Raw genomic sequence first — 18,684 nt, 5'->3', positions numbered from 1 at the left:
ATAAGCTCAACCATCGCCCTCGAAAAACACTCAATTTTAAAACACCTCATGAGGTCTTTTTTCCTGAACAAGAGAGGGATGCCGCATGATTACTAAGATTGCACTTCGGAGTTGAATCCGCCACACGAATTAAGACAAAGCAATCCATCACTCAATATTCTGCACCTGTTCACGCATTTGCTCGATCAGCACTTTAAGCTCTATCGCTATTTTGGTCATTTCCTTGTCGGCCGATTTAGAACCCAAGGTATTGGCTTCGCGGTTCAGCTCCTGCATTAAAAAATCCAGCCGTCTGCCGACCGGGTCTTTTTGCTGGAGTACCCGCAATACTTCCGTGATATGGGTTTCCAGTCTGTCGAGCTCTTCGGCGATGTCCAGTTTTTGCGTCAACAGAACCAGTTCCTGTTCCAAGCGGTCGAAGTCGGGTTGCGCGACCAGTTCGGTAATCCGGTCTTTCAGCTTGTTGCGAATCAGCAGCAGCACTTCCGGCATGCGTTTGCCCGCTGATACGACGAAACTCAGCATCTTTGCGCAACGCTCTTCAATCAGGAGTTTAAGTTGGGCGCCTTCTCTTTCCCGCGCTTCCAGCAGTTGCGCCAGCGTTTGATCGACCAGGGCGGCGATGCCCTGGCTGAGTTGCTCTTTATCAATATCCGGTTCCTGCTGGATGCCGGGGAATGCCAGTACATCCAGCGCTGAAAAAGACAAGGGAGCGGGCATTTGCTGTTCTATGGCGGAGGCTGCGGCAAGCAGCGTGGTGACGGCATCGGCATTGATGATGAAGTTTTGTCCGCTTTTAGCCTGTTTTTTGTAGCTCAATGAGCATTCAACTTTGCCCCGGTTGATCTTGGCGGCAATGGCTGAACGCAGGTCGGCTTCGACAAAACGCAGGCGATCCGGCAGTTTTAAGCTGATGTCGCAGTAACGGTGATTGACTGAGCGCAATTCACAGCTTATGGTTAAGTCGCCTATTTCTGTTTCATTGCCGGCAAATGCGGTCATGCTTCTAATCATTTTTCACCTATAATCAACGGGCTTAAGTATAAACACACAACACGATGGCTGAATATTACGATCCGCAGACCTATCCCAAAGAGTGGAATTACCTGCAAACCGGCACCATTATAGATCAGTATGTCATTGAGCGGGAGTTGGCGCACGGCGGTTTCAGTTCCGTTTATCTGGCCCGGCAAATAGCGGATCAGGTTCAGGTTGCGATTAAGGAATATCTGCCGCGAAAATTCGCCCACCGCACCTGGAACAATGTGGTCGTCGCCAACAGCGAAGAGTCCGCGGCTTTATTCAAGCGCGGCCGGGTGCTGTTTTTCGAGGAAGCCAAAGTTTTGTCGGCGCTGAAACATCCCAATATTGTCGAAGTGATCGGTTTTTTTAAAGCCAACTCCACTGTTTATATGGTGATGACTTATGACTACGGGCTTACGCTAGACAAGCTGTTAAAAAACAAGTCGCTGTCCGTTTCCGAAGATTTTTTGCTGACCTTGTTCAACTCGTTGTTGGCGGGAGTCGGTCATATTCACAGCCGCCAGTTTATTCATCTCGACATTAAACCCGCCAATATTCTGGTGCGTCCGGGCAACGATGCGTTATTGCTGGATTTCGGCGCGATTCAGAGTTTTCCTAAATCGCACCTGGACAAACAAAGCAAGGTTTTAACCAAAGGCTACTCGCCGATAGAACAGCACGACCTGAGCGCCGAGCTGGGCCCGTGGACGGATATTTACGCGGTGGGCGCGAGTATGCGCACTTGTCTGGAGCTTAAAGTCCCGGTTTCCGCACAGGACAGGGTGCTGCAGGATACGCTGGTGCCTGCGGTGAAAGCGTTTAAACGGAAATTCCCTGAACACCTGTTGAAAGCTGTCGATTGGGCTATGGCGCTGCAACCGGAAAATCGTCCGCAATCGGTTGCCGAAATGCGGCAGGCGCTAACGGGCGGTTGATTATTGGTAACTGATGTTACTCAAACCACAAAAACTCACCACGAAGGCACGAAGGACACGGAGAAAAATATAAAACTTCGTGTCCTTCGTGCCTTCGTGGTGAAAATTTCTTAGTTATTGCGTAACTTCCGTTAGTAAATTGAACCGCCGGACAGCGCGCCGTTCAGGTATACTGTGCGGTTTTCATTTTACCGGAATATACATGAGACCTAGCGGACGCAACCCTGATCAACTAAGAGACATCAAATTCACCTGCGGTTTTACCAAACATGCGGAAGGCTCTGTTCTGGTTGAATTCGGCGATACCCGTGTGCTTTGCACCGCCAGTGTCGACAGGAGCGTCCCGCGCTTTCTTAAAGGCAAAGGCGAAGGCTGGATTACCGCCGAATACGGCATGCTGCCGCGCTCGACCCATACCCGGATGGGACGGGAAGCCAGCCACGGCAAACAAGGCGGGAGGACGCTGGAGATTCAACGCCTGATTGGCCGTTCGCTGCGGGCGGCGATTGACTTGAAAGCGCTGGGAGAACATACCATCACCATCGATTGCGACGTGTTGCAGGCGGATGGCGGAACCCGCACAGCATCGATTACCGGCGGATTTGTCGCGCTGTCGCTGGCGGTGCAGAAAATGCTCAAACGCAAACAAATCAAGACCAATCCGCTGCATGGGCAGGTCGCTTCGGTTTCTGTAGGCATCTTTAACGGCGTGCCGGTGCTGGATCTGGATTATGCCGAAGACAGCAATGCAGAAACCGATATGAATGTGGTCATGAACGATGCCGCGGCGTTTATCGAGGTGCAGGGCACGGCCGAGGGCCATGCGTTCAGGAAAGAGGAACTGGACGCGATGCTGGAACTGGCAGGTTCAGGCATCAAGGAATTACTGGAAAAACAACGGATAGCGATAGAAGAGCATAAATGACCTTTTCGACCTTACAAAAAATCGTCCTGGCCAGCGGCAATCCCGGCAAGATCAGGGAAATTCAGGCAATACTGGCGGAGCATCCGATCGTTCCGCAGTCCGAATTTAATGTTGTCGACGTGGAAGAAACCGGCGCTACGTTCGTCGAAAACGCCATTTTAAAAGCCAGGAATGCGGCGTTGCATTGCCAATTACCTGCAATTGCCGACGATTCGGGCTTGGTCGTTGACGCCTTGAACGGCGCGCCCGGCGTCATTTCGGCAAGATATGCCGGTGTCGGCGCCAGCGACCGGGACAATGTGGATAAGTTGTTGCGGGAGCTTGACGGCGTCCCGGATGAACTGCGCACGGCGCGGTTTATCTGCGTGATGGTGTTTATGGAACATGCCTATGATCCTTGCCCGGTCATCGCCCAAGGCGTTTGGGAAGGCAGGATTCTGGATCACGCCGTCGGCGAAAACGGTTTCGGCTACGATCCGGTATTCTGGGTGCCGGAACAGCAGTGCGCATCGGCGCAATTGCCGGCGGCCGTTAAAAATGCGCTCAGTCACAGAGGACAGGCGCTAAAACGTTTAACGGCATTGATCAAGGAAAGGGAAGCCGCCTGATGTGTTGAGGCGGCCGCCTCGCATAGCCTCGATAATATGTTGATGAACAGACTACTCCCTATCGCCACCCGGTTCGCCGATGCCGTTACAGAAATAACACCGCTCGGCAACGGGCTGATCAATGACACCTATTTGGTCGTAACGCAATCCTCCCGCTTTGTCCTGCAACGCATCAATACCCAGGTTTTTCCTGCGCCCGAACTGATTATGGCGAACCTGACCACGCTTCATCGGCATATCGTGCAAAAAGCCGGCGCCAAGCTGCAAATCCCGGAAGTTTTAAACACCGCCGATAACGAGCCGCTGTATCGGGATCAAAACGGCGATTGCTGGCGGGCGCTAAGCTTTATCGCCAATACCGAAAGTATCGAGGCTGTCGGCAGTCTCGGCGACGCGGAGCAGGCCGGTTTTGCGCTGGGGCATTTTCATCGCTTAACCAGCGACCTTGATCCTTTGCTGTTGCATGACACCCTGCCCGGCTTTCATATAACGCCGGGCTATGTAGTGCGTTACCATCAGGTCTTACAGCAGGCCGGGGCCGCAAGTTGTAAAGAAAGCCGTGATTGCGCTGAATTTATCGGCGAATTCCGGCATATCGTCGATGATCTGGAAAATGCAAAGCAGCAGGGTTTGCTGTCTTTGCGTGTGATTCACGGCGATCCCAAATTAAACAACGTGTTGTTCGATAAACACACTAAAAAAATCGTCAGCTTGATCGACCTGGATACCGTCAAACCGGGACTGGTGCATTACGATATTGGCGATTGCCTGCGCTCTTGCTGCTATACCGCCGCGCCGGTCGGGTTTGACCTGAATCTTTGCGCCGCCCTGTTGAAAAGCTATCTGAACGAGGCCGGTGCGTTTTTTACCGAACACGATTATCACTATTTATATCCCGCTATCCGCTTGATCCCTTTTGAATTAGGCATCCGGTTTTATACCGATTATCTGGAAGGCAACCGGTATTTTAAGGCGGCCGATCCCGAGCAGAACTTGCGCCGTGCGCTTGATCAATTCCACTTATGCGCAAGCGTCATGTCGCAGGAAGCGGCAATCAAAGCCCTGATCTTGCAGTTACAAAACAACGTTATTAGCAAGTAAAACCTCCTATTCATCGCCTGTTCCAGACTGAAAATACCTATGCAGGCTGTCGCCGGCAGGATCAAACGCGACTGCTTTTTAGGGCAAGCGGTTTAACTTCAGGCTAGCCGCCAATATAAGTTTATTTTTATTCCCTTCTGTGCTATTACATCAGGCCGCTTAGGAACAGACATAAATTAATTTACGCAATTACCATGAAGAGCATGAAGGACATGAAGACGTCAATCCTTATACCTTTCATGTTCTTCATGGTTTAAAAATAAAACTTGCTCGAGTTATTTTATGCACATTCCTTTCGACAGGCTCAGGGCGAACGGAAAAATCCTTAACTTAATGGCAGTGACGCGCTGTGTGATAACGAGAGCTAACTCAATACCTGCGCGCACACCCCTATCAGAAGTTTTATGTTCCATTCTTCATACCCTTGCGGTTAAATACCGGAACACTCATCCAGCAAACAAAATCAATGAAAGCCGAACCCTGTACCTACGTTATTTTTGGAGCCACCGGAAACCTGTCCCGGATTAAGTTGATGCCGTCTTTGTATCATCTTGACGCCGCGAACCGCCTGCCCGAAGGCACACGTATCCTGGCCATAGGCCGCAGGCCCTGGGATCAGCAAAAATGGCTGGCGGAAGTCAGGCAAATGATCGAGGCCAAAGTCTCGGACAATTTTGATGAAACCGTGTTCCAGCGTTTTAGCGCCCGGCTGCATTATCATCAAGGCGATATAAAACAGTCGCAGTGTTATAGCGAACTGGCCGACACGCTGGACCTGACAAACCGGTTCCCTAAAAACATCGCGTTCTATCTTTCGATAAGCCCTTCGGACTTCGGCACGGTCATGAAGCTGTTGAGCGATACCGGCCTGTTTGATGAACAATACGGCTGGCGGCGGGTGATTATCGAAAAACCGTTCGGCTACGATTTGGACAGCGCCAAGGCTCTGCAAAAACGCATCAGCCGCTATTTATCGGAAGAGCAGATTTACCGCATCGATCATTATCTGGGCAAAGGCATGGTGCAAAACGTGCTGGTGTTCCGTTTCGCCAATGTGATGCTGGAGCCGTTATGGAACCGCAACTATATCGACCATATCCAGATCACCCATTCCGAAGACATCGGCATCGGCAGCCGCGCCGATTACTATGACAACGCCGGCGCCATGCGCGACATGCTGCAAAGCCATCTGCTGCAACTGTTGACGCTGGTCGCGATGGAGCCGCCGGTTTCGATGGAAGCCGAATCCCTGCGCGACGAAAAAGTCAAAGTATTGAAATCCATCCGCCCCATTCCCAGAGAAGCGGTACACGGCCATGCCTTCCGCGCCCAATACGGCAAAGGCAGCGTCGGCGGCGAACGGGTCAACGGCTATTTGCAGGAAGACGGCATACCGCCTAACAGCATCACCGAAACCTATGCCGCAATGAAGCTGTATATCGACAACTGGCGCTGGCGCGGCGTGCCTTTTTACCTGCGCACCGGCAAGCGCATGGCCAAGGCGCAATCGACCATCTCGATTTGTTTTCGCCATCCGCCGTTGCAGTTTTTCCGCGGCACCGAGGTGCAGTGCATGAACCCCAACTGGGTGCTGTTAGGGATACAGCCGGAAGAGTTCATCCGTATTGAAATGACCGTAAAAGAGCCGGGCCTGGAGATGCGCACCCGCTCCAGCAGCCTGGACGCGAGCTTCCGCCAGGAGAATGAAAAAGCCATCGATGCTTACGAAGACTTGTTGCTGGACGTATTAAAAGGCGACCGCTCGTTATTTCTGCGCTTTGATGAAGTAGAATATGCATGGCGCATTGTCGATCCTATCCTGCAAACCTGGGCGATAGAGCGTGACTATATCGTCACCTATCCGGCCGGTTCCTGGGGGCCGGAAGACAGCCGCCGTTTATTCGACAAAGAAAGCCAATCCTGGCGCAGCTCATTAACCCCGGAGTGTAATTGAATGCAAACAAACAGCCGCTGGCATTATCTGGAAACTGGAGATGATGTGGCACAAGCCGCCTGCCAACAAATTCTTAACGCCGCAACATCGGCTATAGCAGAACGCGGCAAATTCAAGCTGGTTTTAGCCGGAGGCGGCACCCCGGAAAAAGTCTACCGCCTGCTTGCCGAGTCCGATGCCGATTGGGTGAACTGGCATATTTATTACGGCGATGAGCGCTGCTTGCCTGCCGATCACCAGGACAGAAACAGCCTGATGGCAAACCGGGTGTTATTGGACAAAGTGGCTATCCCGGCCAATCAGATATTTACCATGCCCGCCGAACTGGGGCCGGAAGTTGCGGCCGACCGCTATAAACTCGCCGTCAGCAAGGCCGGAACCTTCGATATGGTATTGCTGGGCATGGGCGAGGACGGCCATACTGCCAGCCTGTTTCCCGGCCATCAACATCAGCAGGATGAACTGGTGCACGCCGTTTACAATTCGCCCAAGCCGCCGCCGGAGCGCGTTTCGATCAGCGCCAAGGCATTAAGCAACACGCGGGAACTGATCTTTTTGATCACCGGCGCGAATAAACAGGAAGCCGTCAAGCTGTGGCGTTCAGGATCGGATTTACCGGTTGCGAGCATTGTTCCTGAAAATCCAATTGATGTTTACATTGATAGCGATGCGTTTAAGCCGTAGTTCATAACTATCGATCAAAATTGCGAGTAAGACCTTCCAGGTTTTTAAAACCTGGAAGGTCTGGCATAGCGGGGGGAGCTTCCTACCGCTTTGTCCAAGCGGCTCGATCCTGTATCATGTGAGCTCTTTAATTCAATATGTCCGTACAAAAATTCAGCTTCGGCCTCGAACTTTTCACCTTAGATTTATGAATATCGGCAAACTGTATATTATTTCCGCCCCGTCCGGCGCCGGTAAGACCAGCCTGGTTAAACAACTGGTTGCCGATCTGGACGGCCTGACCGTATCGATCTCCCATACCACCCGCCAGATGCGGCCCGGCGAAGCGCACGGCCAGGATTATTACTTCGTCACTGTCGCGGACTTTCAAGCCATGCAGGCACAACAGGCGTTTCTTGAACATGCGCAGGTGTTTGATAATTTTTACGGCACGGCGCAGCAGACGGTCGAAGAAAACCTGAATCGGGGGCTGGATGTGATTCTCGAAATCGACTGGCAGGGCGCGGAGCAAATCAAAAAACTGCTGCCCGACAGTCTCTCGATTTTTATCCTGCCGCCATCGACCGAAGTGCTGTTGCAGCGGCTCAGAAACCGGGGACAGGATGACGAACAGATCATCGCCCGCCGGATGCGCGATGCGGTGACCGAAATCCGCCACCATGACGAGTTCGATTATTTGGTGGTCAATGATGACTTTGCGCTGGCGCTGACTGAATTAAAAAGCATCATTATCGCCAACCGGTTGACCCGGCAGCGCCAGCAGCATAATCTGCGGCCTTTGTTGGCTTCGCTGCTTTCGTAGAGAACGATAATAAAGAGCACCACGAAGGCACGAAGGACACGAAGAAAAAGCCAAAGTAAAAAAACTTCGTGTTCTTCGTGCCTTCGTGGTGAAAAATATTTAAATAACCCCGTTCTCAACCACCGGCAGCACCCAATACCTGATCCCCGAACCGGAAAACTCCACTCTCAGCCGATCCAGTAATTGGACTAATTCATCCTCCGGCACGTACATCTGAAAGCGGATCTTTTTCTGCCGCCCGCTGACCTGCTCAGCCAGCGACAAGCCTTCATGTTTATGGTCATGGGAATTGACCGGAAAACTGCAAAAACCGTGTTCCGATTCCAGCGTCAACAGGCAATCGACAACCGCTTCTTCAAGGCTCGGCGGCACTCCGAGCGTGACTAAATATTCCTTGCTATTCATTCCTTAACCTCCGGCGGCAGTCCAAATAATTTAAACAAAATCGGCAGCAAAAATAAGGTCAAAAAGGTCGATGACACCAAGCCGCCGACCACCACGATAGCCAACGGCCGTTGAATTTCAGACCCCGGCCCCGTTGCAAACAGCAACGGAATCAGGCCGAACGCCGCGATGCTGGCGGTCATCAGCACCGGACGCAAACGCCGGGACGAGCCAAGCTGAACCACTTTGGCCAAATCCATGCCGGCGGCGAGCAGCTGGTTAAAATAACTGACCATGACCACGCCGTTCAACACCGCAATACCCAACAGCGCGATAAAGCCGACCGATGCCGGTACCGATAAATACTCGCCGGACAGCCATAAGGCGAACACGCCGCCAACCAGCGCCAACGGGATGTTGGATAGCACCAATACGGCTTGCCGGACCGAGCCGAACGTCGTAAACAATAATAAAAAAATCAGACCTAACGAAACCGGAATGACCACCGACAGCGTCGCCGCAGCGCGTTGCTGGTTCTCGAACTGGCCGCCGAACTCAACCGTGTAGCCGGTCGGCAAGTCGATTTTTTCAGCAACCGTTTTGCGGGCTTCATCGACAAAGCCTACCAAGTCCCGGTCCTTTACATTGCTGGTAATGACCACAAAGCGTTGGCCCCGTTCCCTGCCCACCGACACCACGCCTTCCACTTTCTCAATTTTGGCGACCGCGGTGACCGGCGCCTGCCCGCCATCCGGCAACGCGATTTGCAGGTTGTCGAAATTGGCGGTATTGCTGTCGCCGCGCAAAATCAAAGGTGTGCGCTTGATGCCTTCCTGGACTATTCCCAACTTCAAACCTTCTATCTGCGCCCGCAGCAACGTTTCAATGCTGTCGCTGTCCAGGCCCAAGCGCCCTGCGGCATATTTATCGATGGTCAGTTGCAAAAACTGCATCCCGGCGTTTTGCCTGGCGAATACGTCGCTGGAACCGGTTATGTTTCTCAATACATCGGCTATTTGCTGGGCTTTTTCATTGAGTACGGCCAGGTCGGCGCCGAATAATTTAACCGCCACATCGCCGCGCGTTCCGGTCAGCATTTCCGAGACCCGCATTTCGATCGGCTGGGTAAACTGAAAGGCGATACCCGGCGTTTGCGCCATGACCTTTCGAATCTCATCCAGCAATTGTTCCTTGCTGTCCATACGCCACTGGTCTTTAGGCTTCAATATTAAAAAGGTATCGGTATCGTTCAGGCTCATCGGGTCAAGCCCCAACTCGTCGGAGCCGACGCGGGCGACGATATCGACGATTTCCGGGATGTTTTTACGCAGGTTTTTTTGCACCTGTATATCCAGCGCCACGGATTGATCCAGCGTAATCGACGGCAGTTTTTCCAGCTGCACGATGATGTCGCCTTCGTCCATGGTCGGCATAAACGTGCTGCCGATTTGGGTGAACACCAGCACCGTCAAGGCCAACAGCGAACCTGTCGCGATAAACACTTTTTTGCTGTTTTCAAGGCACCAGGCCAAGGCGGGCTGATACAGTTTTTGCAATTGTCTGGGCAGCCAGGGTTCTTCGTGCGACACCTCCTTGAGCAAATAGGAGGCGATCACCGGAATCACCGTCAGCGACAACACCAGCGAACCGCTGAGCGCAAACACGATGGTCAAGGCCACCGGGGTGAATAATTTGCCTTCCAGCCCCTGCAAGGTCAGCAACGGCAAAAACACGATGATAATGATCAAGATGCCGGACACCACGGGGGCCGCAACTTCGCGGGTCGCCCGGTAAATAACGTGCAACCGGGGCAAACGTCGGGCTGTTTCCGTGTGAGCCATATGCGTGATCAGGTTTTCAACCACCACCACGGCGGCATCGACCAGCATGCCGATGGCTATCGCAAGGCCGCCCAAGCTCATCAGGTTGGCCGACATGCCCATGTAGTTCATCAAAATAAAGGTGAACAGTGCGGCCAGCGGCAAGGCCAGCGCGACCACCAATGCGGCGCGCAAATTACCCAGAAATAAAATCAGCAGGATGATGACCAGCGCTATGGCTTCCAGCAGCGCGTGTAAAACCGTGTTTACCGCGTGGTCCACCAAGTTGCCGCGATTATAAAAAACCTTGGCTTCAACGCCTTTAGGAAAACCGGGGCTGATTTCGGCCAGTTTTGCCTCTATCCCGGCGATGGTTTGCCTGGCGTTAGCGCCGCGCAAACTCAGCACCAGTCCGGTAACGGCTTCGCCTTCGCCGTTTTTGCTGACCGCGCCGTAGCGGGTCAACGCGCCGATTTTGATTTGTGCGACATCGCCGACGGTAATAGGGATGCCGTTTTTGCTGTCGACCACGATCACGCTGACATCGTCCAGGGTTTTGATGCGGCCTTCGGCGCGGACGATCAAGGCTTCTTCGCCGTCGGTTATTCGGCCTGCGCCGTCATTGCGGTTATTGTTTTGCAAGGCGGCCGTCAGCTGGTCAGTGCTGATGCCTCTGGCCGACATGCGGACATTATCGGGTATGACCTCAAAACTCCTGACCAAGCCGCCCAGCGAATTGACATCGGCAACGCCGGGTACTGTGCGCAGTGCGGGCCGTATCACCCAGTCCAGCAGGCTGCGGCGTTCCATCAAGCTCAAGCCGCCGCCCTCGATGTTAAACATGAACATTTCGCCCAACGGCGTGGTCATCGGCGCAATGCCGCCTTCAATGCCCGCGGGCAGACTCCCCCACATCGTGTTCAAGCGTTCGGCAATCTGCTGGCGCGCCCAGTAAATATCCGTGCCTTCCTTAAAATCGACGGTAATGTCGGTCAGCGCGTATTTGGCGATGGAGCGCAGCATGGTTTGATGCGGAATGCCCAGCAGCTCGACCTCGATCGGCGCGGTGATCCTGGCTTCAACCTCTTCCGGGGTCATGCCGGGCGCTTTAACGATGATCTTGACCTGGGTCGGCGATACTTCAGGAAAAGCGTCAATCGGGATGTTTCTAAACGCGTAATAGCCGCCGCCCGCCAGCAGCACGACCAATAACATCATCATCAGGCGCTGGCCCAGCGCAAAGCGAATCAGGCTAGCCATCACTCATCGCTCCCCAGGCCCAGCCAGTTGGCTTTCAGCGCAACCGCGCCTTGAACCGCTATCTCTTCATTGCCGGTGAGTTTGCCGCTGATAATCGACTCATCGCCCTGTTTACCGGCTACGGTAACCGGGGTTACCAAAAATCCCTGCCGGGTGCGGATAAAAATAAAGGCTTCGCCTTCGTTTTGGGCGATAGCTGTATTGGGGATTTTAAACGTCGCCTTGTCGCTGGGCTGAATAATCCGGGTATTGAGCCGTTGTCCTGCACGCAAAGATGCGGTGTCTTTCGTTACTACCGCTCTAGCCAGTATGGTCTGGTTTTCCGGGTTGACGCTTTGCCCGAGCAGGGTGATTTTTGCGCTGACTTCCGAATTTTCAACCATGACCCGGTCGCCGATTTTAATGCCGCCTATGCGTTCCTGCGGAATGGCGATTTCCAGCCAAAGCTCATCCAGGTTGGCGATGCGGTATAACGGCGCCAGTATATCGATGCGCGTTCCGGCAACGGCTAAACGCTCCAGCACTATGCCGGTAATGGGCGAACGCGCACGGAGGCGCCCGGCTAAGCGGCGCGTTTTGACGAGATGATCGATCTCGGCGGCTGTCATCCCGGCAATTTCCAGTAATTGCCTCTGCTCGTCGGCTTCGGAAACAACGGAATGATACTCGCTGCTGGTCTCCAGCCAGCGCCGTTCCGGGATCACGCCTTCTTCGAGCAGTTTTTTGTCCCGATTATAATTAACCAGGTGTATGCGCCGCACACTGTCCGCTTTCAGGTACTCCCGTTGCAGCGTCAGCAGTTCGGGGCTGTTGAGTTCGACTAAAACCTGTCCTTTTTCGACTTTATCGCCCACCGCCACATTCATTTTATCGATCAGGCCTGCTTGCGATGCGCTGACAATATATTCCTGTGTCGGTGGAACCATCACCTTAGCCGGGGCGGATAACACCGGAAATTGGGTAACGGGTTCGAGTTTACCCAGCTTTATACCGAGGTTATCAAGATTCTCCTTTGAGATTTGAATGATATTTTCAGCCGCATGGCTGCCGAAACCGGCCAGAGTCAATAACAGCACCATTGCGGGGCGAACAAAAAACAGGCTCATGGCAGCACTCCTACGGCTTGATTATAAAGCGCTATATCGCGCTGTAGCGTGATCGCCCGTTGTTTGGCGTTTAACACCGCTTGTTGGGTTCTGGACTGGATTCTTAACAAATCCATCAGGTTGATCTCACCTGCCGAAAAGCTCGACTGGTTCATTTTTAGATGCTCTTCGGCAACCTGTTGCAGTTTAGTGGCGATAATGAGTTCAGCCCGGTTGACTTCCAGATTGTGTTCGGCCTCGTGGTGCGTTTGTTCCAAATCGCGATGCAGTTGTTCGCGCTCCGCAAACAGCTTGTTCAATTCGACATTAACCGCCGCAACCCGCGGCGCCAGATGCGCGCTGCCGCCGAAGGGAACCGTAACGCCGATATTGAAACTGGCTGTACGATTACTGCGCTCATCGCCTGTGAACTGATCGCTGTTGACGCCAACGGCGACATTGGTCTGACCGGAACCGACCAGCTTAACCGTATTCAGTTCCGCCTGCTTGCGTTCGATCAGGCTATTGATCGCGACTAATGCCGGATGATTTTGTTGTATCTCGGTTAAGGCGACCAGTTTTTCCTGAAAATCGCTCGGGATTTTGACCATTTGCGTGACAGTGCTATATCGTTTTCGGGCGTGCATTAATTCCGCTTCAGCCTGCGTCACCACCGAGCGTTTTTGCAGCGATTCCGATTCGGCCAGCAATAAATCGGCTCTGGACAAGTCGCCCAGTTCGACGCGCCGCTGTACTTTAGCCAGCAGCTGATCGGTAACGGCCAGTTCTATTTTCGCCTGTGCATAGCTAAGATCCGCCAGCGCTATATTCCATAAAGCATTCCTGACCAGTCCCGCCACGCGTAATTTAACCGCTGTCGCTTGCGAGCTTGCGTTGCTTTCAGACAGCTGCGCCAATCGTTGTTCGGCATCGCGCTGGCCCAGATTCCATAGCGGCACCTGCACCACGCCGTCAATATAATGCAAGGTGCCGCTGGTTGCTTCCTGGAAACTAAGCAAGGCTTGCGATGAGCCGGCTGTCCAGCTGTCGCCGCGCTGCGCTATCGCCGAGGCTTCTTCTTCCAGCGATTTAAGCCAGGTGACATCCGGGTATTTCTCCAACGTTAAATCAACGACTTTGGATAAACTCAACGCCGGGTCGCTTTCAATCGGATCGTGATGCTCGACAATGGACGCCGAATCGGCAAAGCTGAGCGTTATCGTCATTAAAAAAACGACATTTCCAAACAGGAATCGCTTTTTAACAAGGTTCAAAAAAAACATAAGTTAATCTCAATGCGGCGTTGGCCGCGTTATATCGTTTTAATAAAAACTGGGCTGTAAAGACGTTGCGGCGCAACATTTTTACAAAAAAACGGAGATTATTGGGCAGGAGGCGCGCGCGGGGATAGCGAGGGAATAAACAACCGGCAGACGAACTGCCGCGATTGCGGGGAAAAATTAGTATCGAAAGGAGATAGGGCGGCATTAAATGCCGGGGTCTGTTGATGCAGATAATGGTTGTTATCGAGGTCTACAATAACTTGTTTGTCCTTCATTCCGGCATCGACGCCGACCAGGATGCCTTCGGAATGGGAATCATAATTGACAGTCTGGAACATCTGTTCAGCATGTTCAACGCCATATATTTCGAGACCGGGAACATGCAGGCCCAGGTCTGAAACTTTGTCTCCGGCATGCGCATGCACCAGCGGTGCAATCAGTTGCAGTATCGCCAGCAGGATAACGGTGGATTTGCGGAGTGCTATAAACATGCGGACAATGCTATGCTATAAAAAAGCAATTAACAACTGGTTGTTTACTATTAACAGGGCTTGTCTTTACTTATCCTGTTTCGTAGCGTTCCCTGCGGGGGGCGTTTTTTGATCGAACCGGGATTGATTCGTGGCGTGCTGTCAGTTTAGTCGGTGAGCAGCATCGGAATTTACCCCAACTTGCGATATAAGGTACTTCGATCCATACCGAGAATCCGCGCCGCTTGAATTTTGCTGCCTCCGGTCGCATCCAATACATGGCGAATGTAGGCAAGCTCCAGATTTTCCAGCGTCCAACCCTTGGTCATCGCATTTTGCAAAAAATCTTCGCTTTTCGGTAACCGCGAGGCTTGCGCCAAATCTTCCAGCAACAGGGTGTCATGCTCCGTTAGCGCGATAGCCCTCTCCAGCATATTGGAAAGCTCGCGTACATTACCCGGCCAATGGTAGGCGCGAATCCATCGTAAAACCTCCGCCGAAATATTAACCGGCATCATTTTACCGAGACGCAGGCTGATTTGCCGGCTCAACACATTCACCAGCTCGTCCATATCTTCCTTCCGCTCCCGCAAAGGCGGTATTTCCAGATTGATAACGTTCAGGCGGTGATAAAGATCGGCGCGGAACTGGCGTTCGTTGATTCGCTGCTCCAATGGCTGATGGGTGGCGGCAATCAGACGTATATTGACAGCGGTTTCCTGAGTATCGCCAAGCGCGCGGATTTTGCCCGATTCCAGCGCCTGCAGCAGTTTGGGTTGTATTTCCAAAGGCAGTTCTGCAATTTCATCAAGAAACAGCGTCCCGGAGTCGGCCTGCACGAACAAGCCGTGGCGGTTCTGATGGGAGTCGGTGTAAGCGCCTTTTCGGGCTCCGAACAATTCGCTTTCGACCAGGGTTTGCGGAAGCGCGGCGCAATTGACCGACACGAACGGGCCTTGCCGGCGCGGACTCAACTCGTGGATCCAGCGAGCCACCGCGCTTTTGCCGGTACCGCTTTCACCGGTTAAAAGTATTGTCGAGTCCACTGCCGCCGCGCGTTTTGCCAAGGCCAACATTTGCCGCATGCGCGGACTGTAAGCGATAAAAGCATTTTCATCGTTATTGGCGTTCGCGGAGCCGATTCTGACGGCCGTGCGGCGCATCTGCCGATCCAGCAGGGCGCGTTCTATGGCGGCGTAAAGCTCTTCTATGCGAAAAGGTTTGGTCAGAAACTCGCAAGCCCCGGCACGCACGCTTTGCATGGCAAGCTCGATACTGCCGAAAGCGGTTATGAGCAGCACCAATTGTTCCGGGCGCAGCCGGTGAATAGCCGCTATTAAGTCCAAGCCCCGCATTCCGGGCATTTCCACGTCGGAAATCACCAGGTCAAACGGTTCGGCGGCGATAGCATTCAGAGCGTCAGTGGTGTCGGTGTAGCCTGCGACCGAATAGTCCGCTTGCCGCAACATGTCCAGCAGATAATCGACAATCCCGGGATCGTCGTCTATCACCAGTACGCGGGGTTGGTCTGAACTCATATAGTCTCCTTCAGTGGAAGATGGACGATAAAACAACTGCCCTTGTCCGGCTGGGACTCGACAACGACAGTGCCGCGTAATTCGGTGATGATTGCTTTCACCACCGCGAGCCCCAAACCGGTGCCGCCCTGACCGCCACGGGTGGTAAAGAACGGTTCAAAAAGCTGCGATACATGTTCCGGCGCAATACCTTTGCCGCTGTCGGTCACGCTTAAGCGCAATGCCGGAACGGTTTCTATGGCGCGGGTTAGCGGGGCTTCGCTCAGGTCAACGGTTATCGTTCCCGCGTCGGGAATGGAAGCCAATGCGTTACCAATCAGGTTCAACACGATCTGCTGAACGCCGTCCCTATTGGTTAGCATGAACGGGAGTTGTTCCGGGTGAGTAAAGCTAAGCTCAATACCGCGGCGGCGCACTTCGTAACGCAGCATATCCAACACTTCGGCAATGGCTACGGCGACATCGCAATGCACCCGCTCGGGCGGGCTGCGGCGCGCAAATTCCAGAAGGCGTTGCACGATGCGGGTGATGCGGTCGGTCTGGACAACCAGAATTTCGGCCAGACGGCGCACGTCGTCGGGATGCTCGGCGCAATTGGCCAACGCTCTGGCACGGCCGTTGACAATTTGCAGCGGCGAACCGATTTCATGGGCCAGCCCTGCCGATAATTGCCCGATGGTGATCAGCTTGTCCGCCTCCTGTAGCGCCCGTTGCAGTTGCCGTCCTTGTTGCATTTCGGCATCCAGCCGGCGGTAAGCCGAAAACAGCTCGGCGGTCATCCGGTTAAATTCTTGCGTTACCGAAGAAAGTTCATCCTTGCCTTTTACCGGTAACGGTTCCGGCGGTTCCGTGCTGTTCCTGAAAGCCTGCATAGCTTGACGGAGTTTTTGCAGCGGGCGGGAAATATAAACATGGCCTAAAAAGAAACACAGCAAGGAGGTAAATAAAACGAAAGAAAAAAAAGACCAAAGAATATAAGTCTTGGTTTTACTTAAATCCTCTTTCATTTTTTGCAATGACCGCACTACGGCCAAATTGCCCTGCAAAGACGTCGATGTCTTATTAAAAGGCAGTGACAGTATCAGAAAGTCGGGCTCATCGTCGGGGAAATAATATTGTTTCATTTCGCCGTCAAGGGCGGTTTGCTGTAAGGTTTGTTCGACCTCTTCCGGCCATGCCAAGCTTTCCGCGCCCGAACGGATCACGGTGCGATTTTGAATGTAGATACGAACGTCGATAGAAGGCTTGAGGCGTTCTATTTGCTGCAAAAGCTCTTGCACGTCTTCCGTTTGCCTATCCCGTAAGGCGTTCCCGACCGAAATCAGCAAACTGTAAGTAAGTAAACGTGTTTCTTGTTCAACATCGTCCCGCAAATCTTGCGCTTCGGTTCGAAGTTGATACGTTCCATAGATGCCGAAAACCAGCAAAGATAAGGCGAACAGGGATAGCGTTAATTTATAGATAATCGACATAGTGGCGCATTCTGCGCCCGTATGTTGCAAAAAGCAACATTTCTGCAAAAACGCCGAGCCCTGGCGGCGAGATAAGTATAAGATAAATAAAGTATTTTTCTTTATTAAGTTGTGGCTTATTTATTGCTTTGTATTAAGGGTTTAAAAGATCCGTCAACTTGCGATGCTGTCAACAACTCAGCCAAGGGTCCAAAATTTAATAAGCATAATTACTCAAAATGAAAAATAGCCGAATACTGTTCCTCGCATTGTGCTTAATTGCAGCATCGTGCAGTTCAAAAAAAGAAACTGAAAAAGCCGACAGCCATGAGGTGATAAACCCCATAGTAAAAGATACCTCTTACAGCAGCGAATATGTCGCCGAAATTCAGTCGGTAAAGTATGTAGAGGTGAGGAGCAAAGTTAAAGGCTATATTGAAAATATTTATGTGGACGAAGGGCAGTCGGTAACGGAAGGGCAATTGCTATTCACGCTTAACTTTTTGGAGTTTGAAAAAGAACTGCAAAAAGCGAATGCGGCTTATAAAAATGCTGTTGCCGATTTGAAGGCCGCCGAAGTCGAATTAGCAAACGTGAAGTTGCTGGTAGAAAAAAACATCGTGTCCAAATCGGAGCTTGATGTCATAAAAGCAAAAGCGGATGCCTTAACAGCCAGTGTGGAAGAGGCTAAGGCGCACAAGGAGCAGGCCGCTTTATATCTGTCGTTTGCACAGATAAAAGCCCCCTACAACGGCATTATCAACCGTATCCCGAACAAAGTCGGCAGTTTGATAGCGGAAGGCGATATGTTGACCTCTATTTCCGACAACCGGGAGATCTTCGCTTATTTCAACCTCTCGGAAATCGATTACCTAAACTACATTTCCAGCGTCGAAAAGAAAACAAAAACAGTCAGTTTAAAGCTCGCCAATAACGCACTTTACGGCTACGAAGGCAAAATAGAAATGATTGAAAGTGAATTCGATCAATCAACGGGCAATATTGCTTTCAGGGCAAGGTTCCCAAATCCCGACGCCATTTTAAAACACGGCTCAAACGGCAAGGTCGTTGTCAACAAGCAGCTTAAAAACGCTTTGCTAATTCCTCAAAAGTCAACTTTTGAAATTCAAGACAAGATTTATGTTTTCGTGGTCAATCAGGACGGCGTGCTTAAGCAAAGGAATATCATCCCCAAAATGCGTTTTCCGGATTTTTATGCGGTGGAATCCGGTTTGTCCAAAGACGACAAGATATTGTTCGAGGGCGCTGAGAATGCAAAGGATGGAAATAAAATTCAACCGCTTCCTGTCGATCTGGCGACAGCTATGTCTTTAAGCAGTAAAGATTAACGGGGCGATAAG

At 52.2% G+C, this 18,684-nt stretch carries 16 protein-coding genes; 8 read left to right on the top strand and 8 right to left on the bottom strand.

Features of this window, described 5'->3' with window-relative positions; translation table 11 throughout:
- Positions 1–147: 147 nt before the first annotated feature.
- Positions 148–1,014 carry a YicC/YloC family endoribonuclease gene (locus tag B0F88_RS02070; RefSeq protein WP_104422264.1) on the bottom strand — a complete coding sequence of 289 codons (867 nt, stop codon included), beginning with the start codon at positions 1,012–1,014 and terminating at the stop codon, positions 148–150.
- Positions 1,015–1,058: 44 nt separating this feature from the next.
- Here B0F88_RS02070 and B0F88_RS02065 point away from each other — a divergent pair, with 44 nt between their 5' ends.
- The 7 genes from B0F88_RS02065 to gmk all read left to right on the top strand — a co-directional run bounded on the left by B0F88_RS02065 (position 1,059) and on the right by gmk (position 8,032).
- Positions 1,059–1,958, top strand: coding sequence for a serine/threonine protein kinase (locus tag B0F88_RS02065; RefSeq protein ID WP_104422263.1), 900 nt, complete (start codon positions 1,059–1,061; stop codon positions 1,956–1,958).
- Positions 1,959–2,160: 202 nt separating this feature from the next.
- Positions 2,161–2,883 (top strand): ribonuclease PH, encoded by a 723-nt coding sequence (gene rph, locus B0F88_RS02060; protein ID WP_104422262.1) that lies wholly within the window; start codon positions 2,161–2,163, stop codon positions 2,881–2,883.
- The gene (gene rdgB / locus B0F88_RS02055; protein WP_104422261.1) at positions 2,880–3,491 is read left to right on the top strand and encodes an RdgB/HAM1 family non-canonical purine NTP pyrophosphatase; all 612 of its coding nucleotides are present in this window, start codon (positions 2,880–2,882) and stop codon (positions 3,489–3,491) included. The genes rph and rdgB overlap by 4 nt, the downstream gene beginning before the upstream one ends.
- Before the next feature lie 42 nt (positions 3,492–3,533).
- Entirely contained in the window at positions 3,534–4,592 is a 1,059-nt protein-coding gene (locus tag B0F88_RS02050; protein WP_104422299.1) for a phosphotransferase enzyme family protein, read from the top strand.
- A gap of 466 nt (positions 4,593–5,058) precedes the next feature.
- Positions 5,059–6,546, top strand: coding sequence for a glucose-6-phosphate dehydrogenase (zwf, locus tag B0F88_RS02045; RefSeq protein WP_104422260.1), 1,488 nt, complete (start codon positions 5,059–5,061; stop codon positions 6,544–6,546).
- Complete coding sequence (gene pgl / locus B0F88_RS02040) at positions 6,547–7,230, top strand: 6-phosphogluconolactonase (protein WP_104422259.1); 684 nt, start codon at positions 6,547–6,549, stop codon at positions 7,228–7,230. It abuts the gene before it with no gap.
- Positions 7,231–7,417: 187 nt separating this feature from the next.
- Complete coding sequence (gene gmk, locus B0F88_RS02035; RefSeq protein ID WP_104422258.1) at positions 7,418–8,032, top strand: guanylate kinase; 615 nt, start codon at positions 7,418–7,420, stop codon at positions 8,030–8,032.
- Between the two features lie 99 nt (positions 8,033–8,131).
- Here gmk and B0F88_RS02030 read toward each other — a convergent pair whose 3' ends face one another.
- From B0F88_RS02030 to B0F88_RS02000, 7 genes are all read right to left on the bottom strand, one after another.
- On the bottom strand, positions 8,132–8,437 hold the full coding sequence (locus B0F88_RS02030) for a DUF3240 family protein (protein ID WP_104422257.1): 306 nt from the start codon (positions 8,435–8,437) through the stop codon (positions 8,132–8,134).
- The gene (locus tag B0F88_RS02025; protein ID WP_104422256.1) at positions 8,434–11,496 is read right to left on the bottom strand and encodes an efflux RND transporter permease subunit; all 3,063 of its coding nucleotides are present in this window, start codon (positions 11,494–11,496) and stop codon (positions 8,434–8,436) included. Before B0F88_RS02025 ends, B0F88_RS02030 begins: the two co-directional genes overlap by 4 nt.
- Entirely contained in the window at positions 11,496–12,602 is a 1,107-nt protein-coding gene (locus B0F88_RS02020; protein ID WP_104422255.1) for an efflux RND transporter periplasmic adaptor subunit, read from the bottom strand. The genes B0F88_RS02025 and B0F88_RS02020 overlap by 1 nt, the downstream gene beginning before the upstream one ends.
- A complete protein-coding gene (locus B0F88_RS02015; protein WP_258076528.1) occupies positions 12,599–13,807 on the bottom strand; it encodes a TolC family protein in 1,209 nt (402 codons plus the stop codon). The genes B0F88_RS02020 and B0F88_RS02015 overlap by 4 nt, the downstream gene beginning before the upstream one ends.
- 155 nt (positions 13,808–13,962) lie before the next feature.
- Positions 13,963–14,355, bottom strand: coding sequence for a hypothetical protein (locus tag B0F88_RS02010; protein WP_104422253.1), 393 nt, complete (start codon positions 14,353–14,355; stop codon positions 13,963–13,965).
- 170 nt (positions 14,356–14,525) lie between these two features.
- On the bottom strand, positions 14,526–15,872 hold the full coding sequence (locus B0F88_RS02005; protein ID WP_104422252.1) for a sigma-54-dependent transcriptional regulator: 1,347 nt from the start codon (positions 15,870–15,872) through the stop codon (positions 14,526–14,528).
- Positions 15,869–17,344, bottom strand: coding sequence for an ATP-binding protein (locus B0F88_RS02000; RefSeq protein WP_258076527.1), 1,476 nt, complete (start codon positions 17,342–17,344; stop codon positions 15,869–15,871). The genes B0F88_RS02005 and B0F88_RS02000 overlap by 4 nt, the downstream gene beginning before the upstream one ends.
- Before the next feature lie 218 nt (positions 17,345–17,562).
- On the opposite strand from B0F88_RS02000, the gene B0F88_RS01995 reads away from it, so the two are divergent.
- On the top strand, positions 17,563–18,672 hold the full coding sequence (locus B0F88_RS01995) for an efflux RND transporter periplasmic adaptor subunit (RefSeq protein ID WP_104422250.1): 1,110 nt from the start codon (positions 17,563–17,565) through the stop codon (positions 18,670–18,672).
- The last annotated feature ends 12 nt before the right edge of the window (positions 18,673–18,684 follow it).

Origin of the sequence: Methylobacter tundripaludum, assembly GCF_002934365.1 — a bacterium.
GTDB classification, from domain to species: Bacteria; Pseudomonadota; Gammaproteobacteria; order Methylococcales; family Methylomonadaceae; genus Methylobacter_A; species Methylobacter_A tundripaludum_A.
This window is presented reverse-complemented; position numbering and strand designations above follow the sequence as displayed.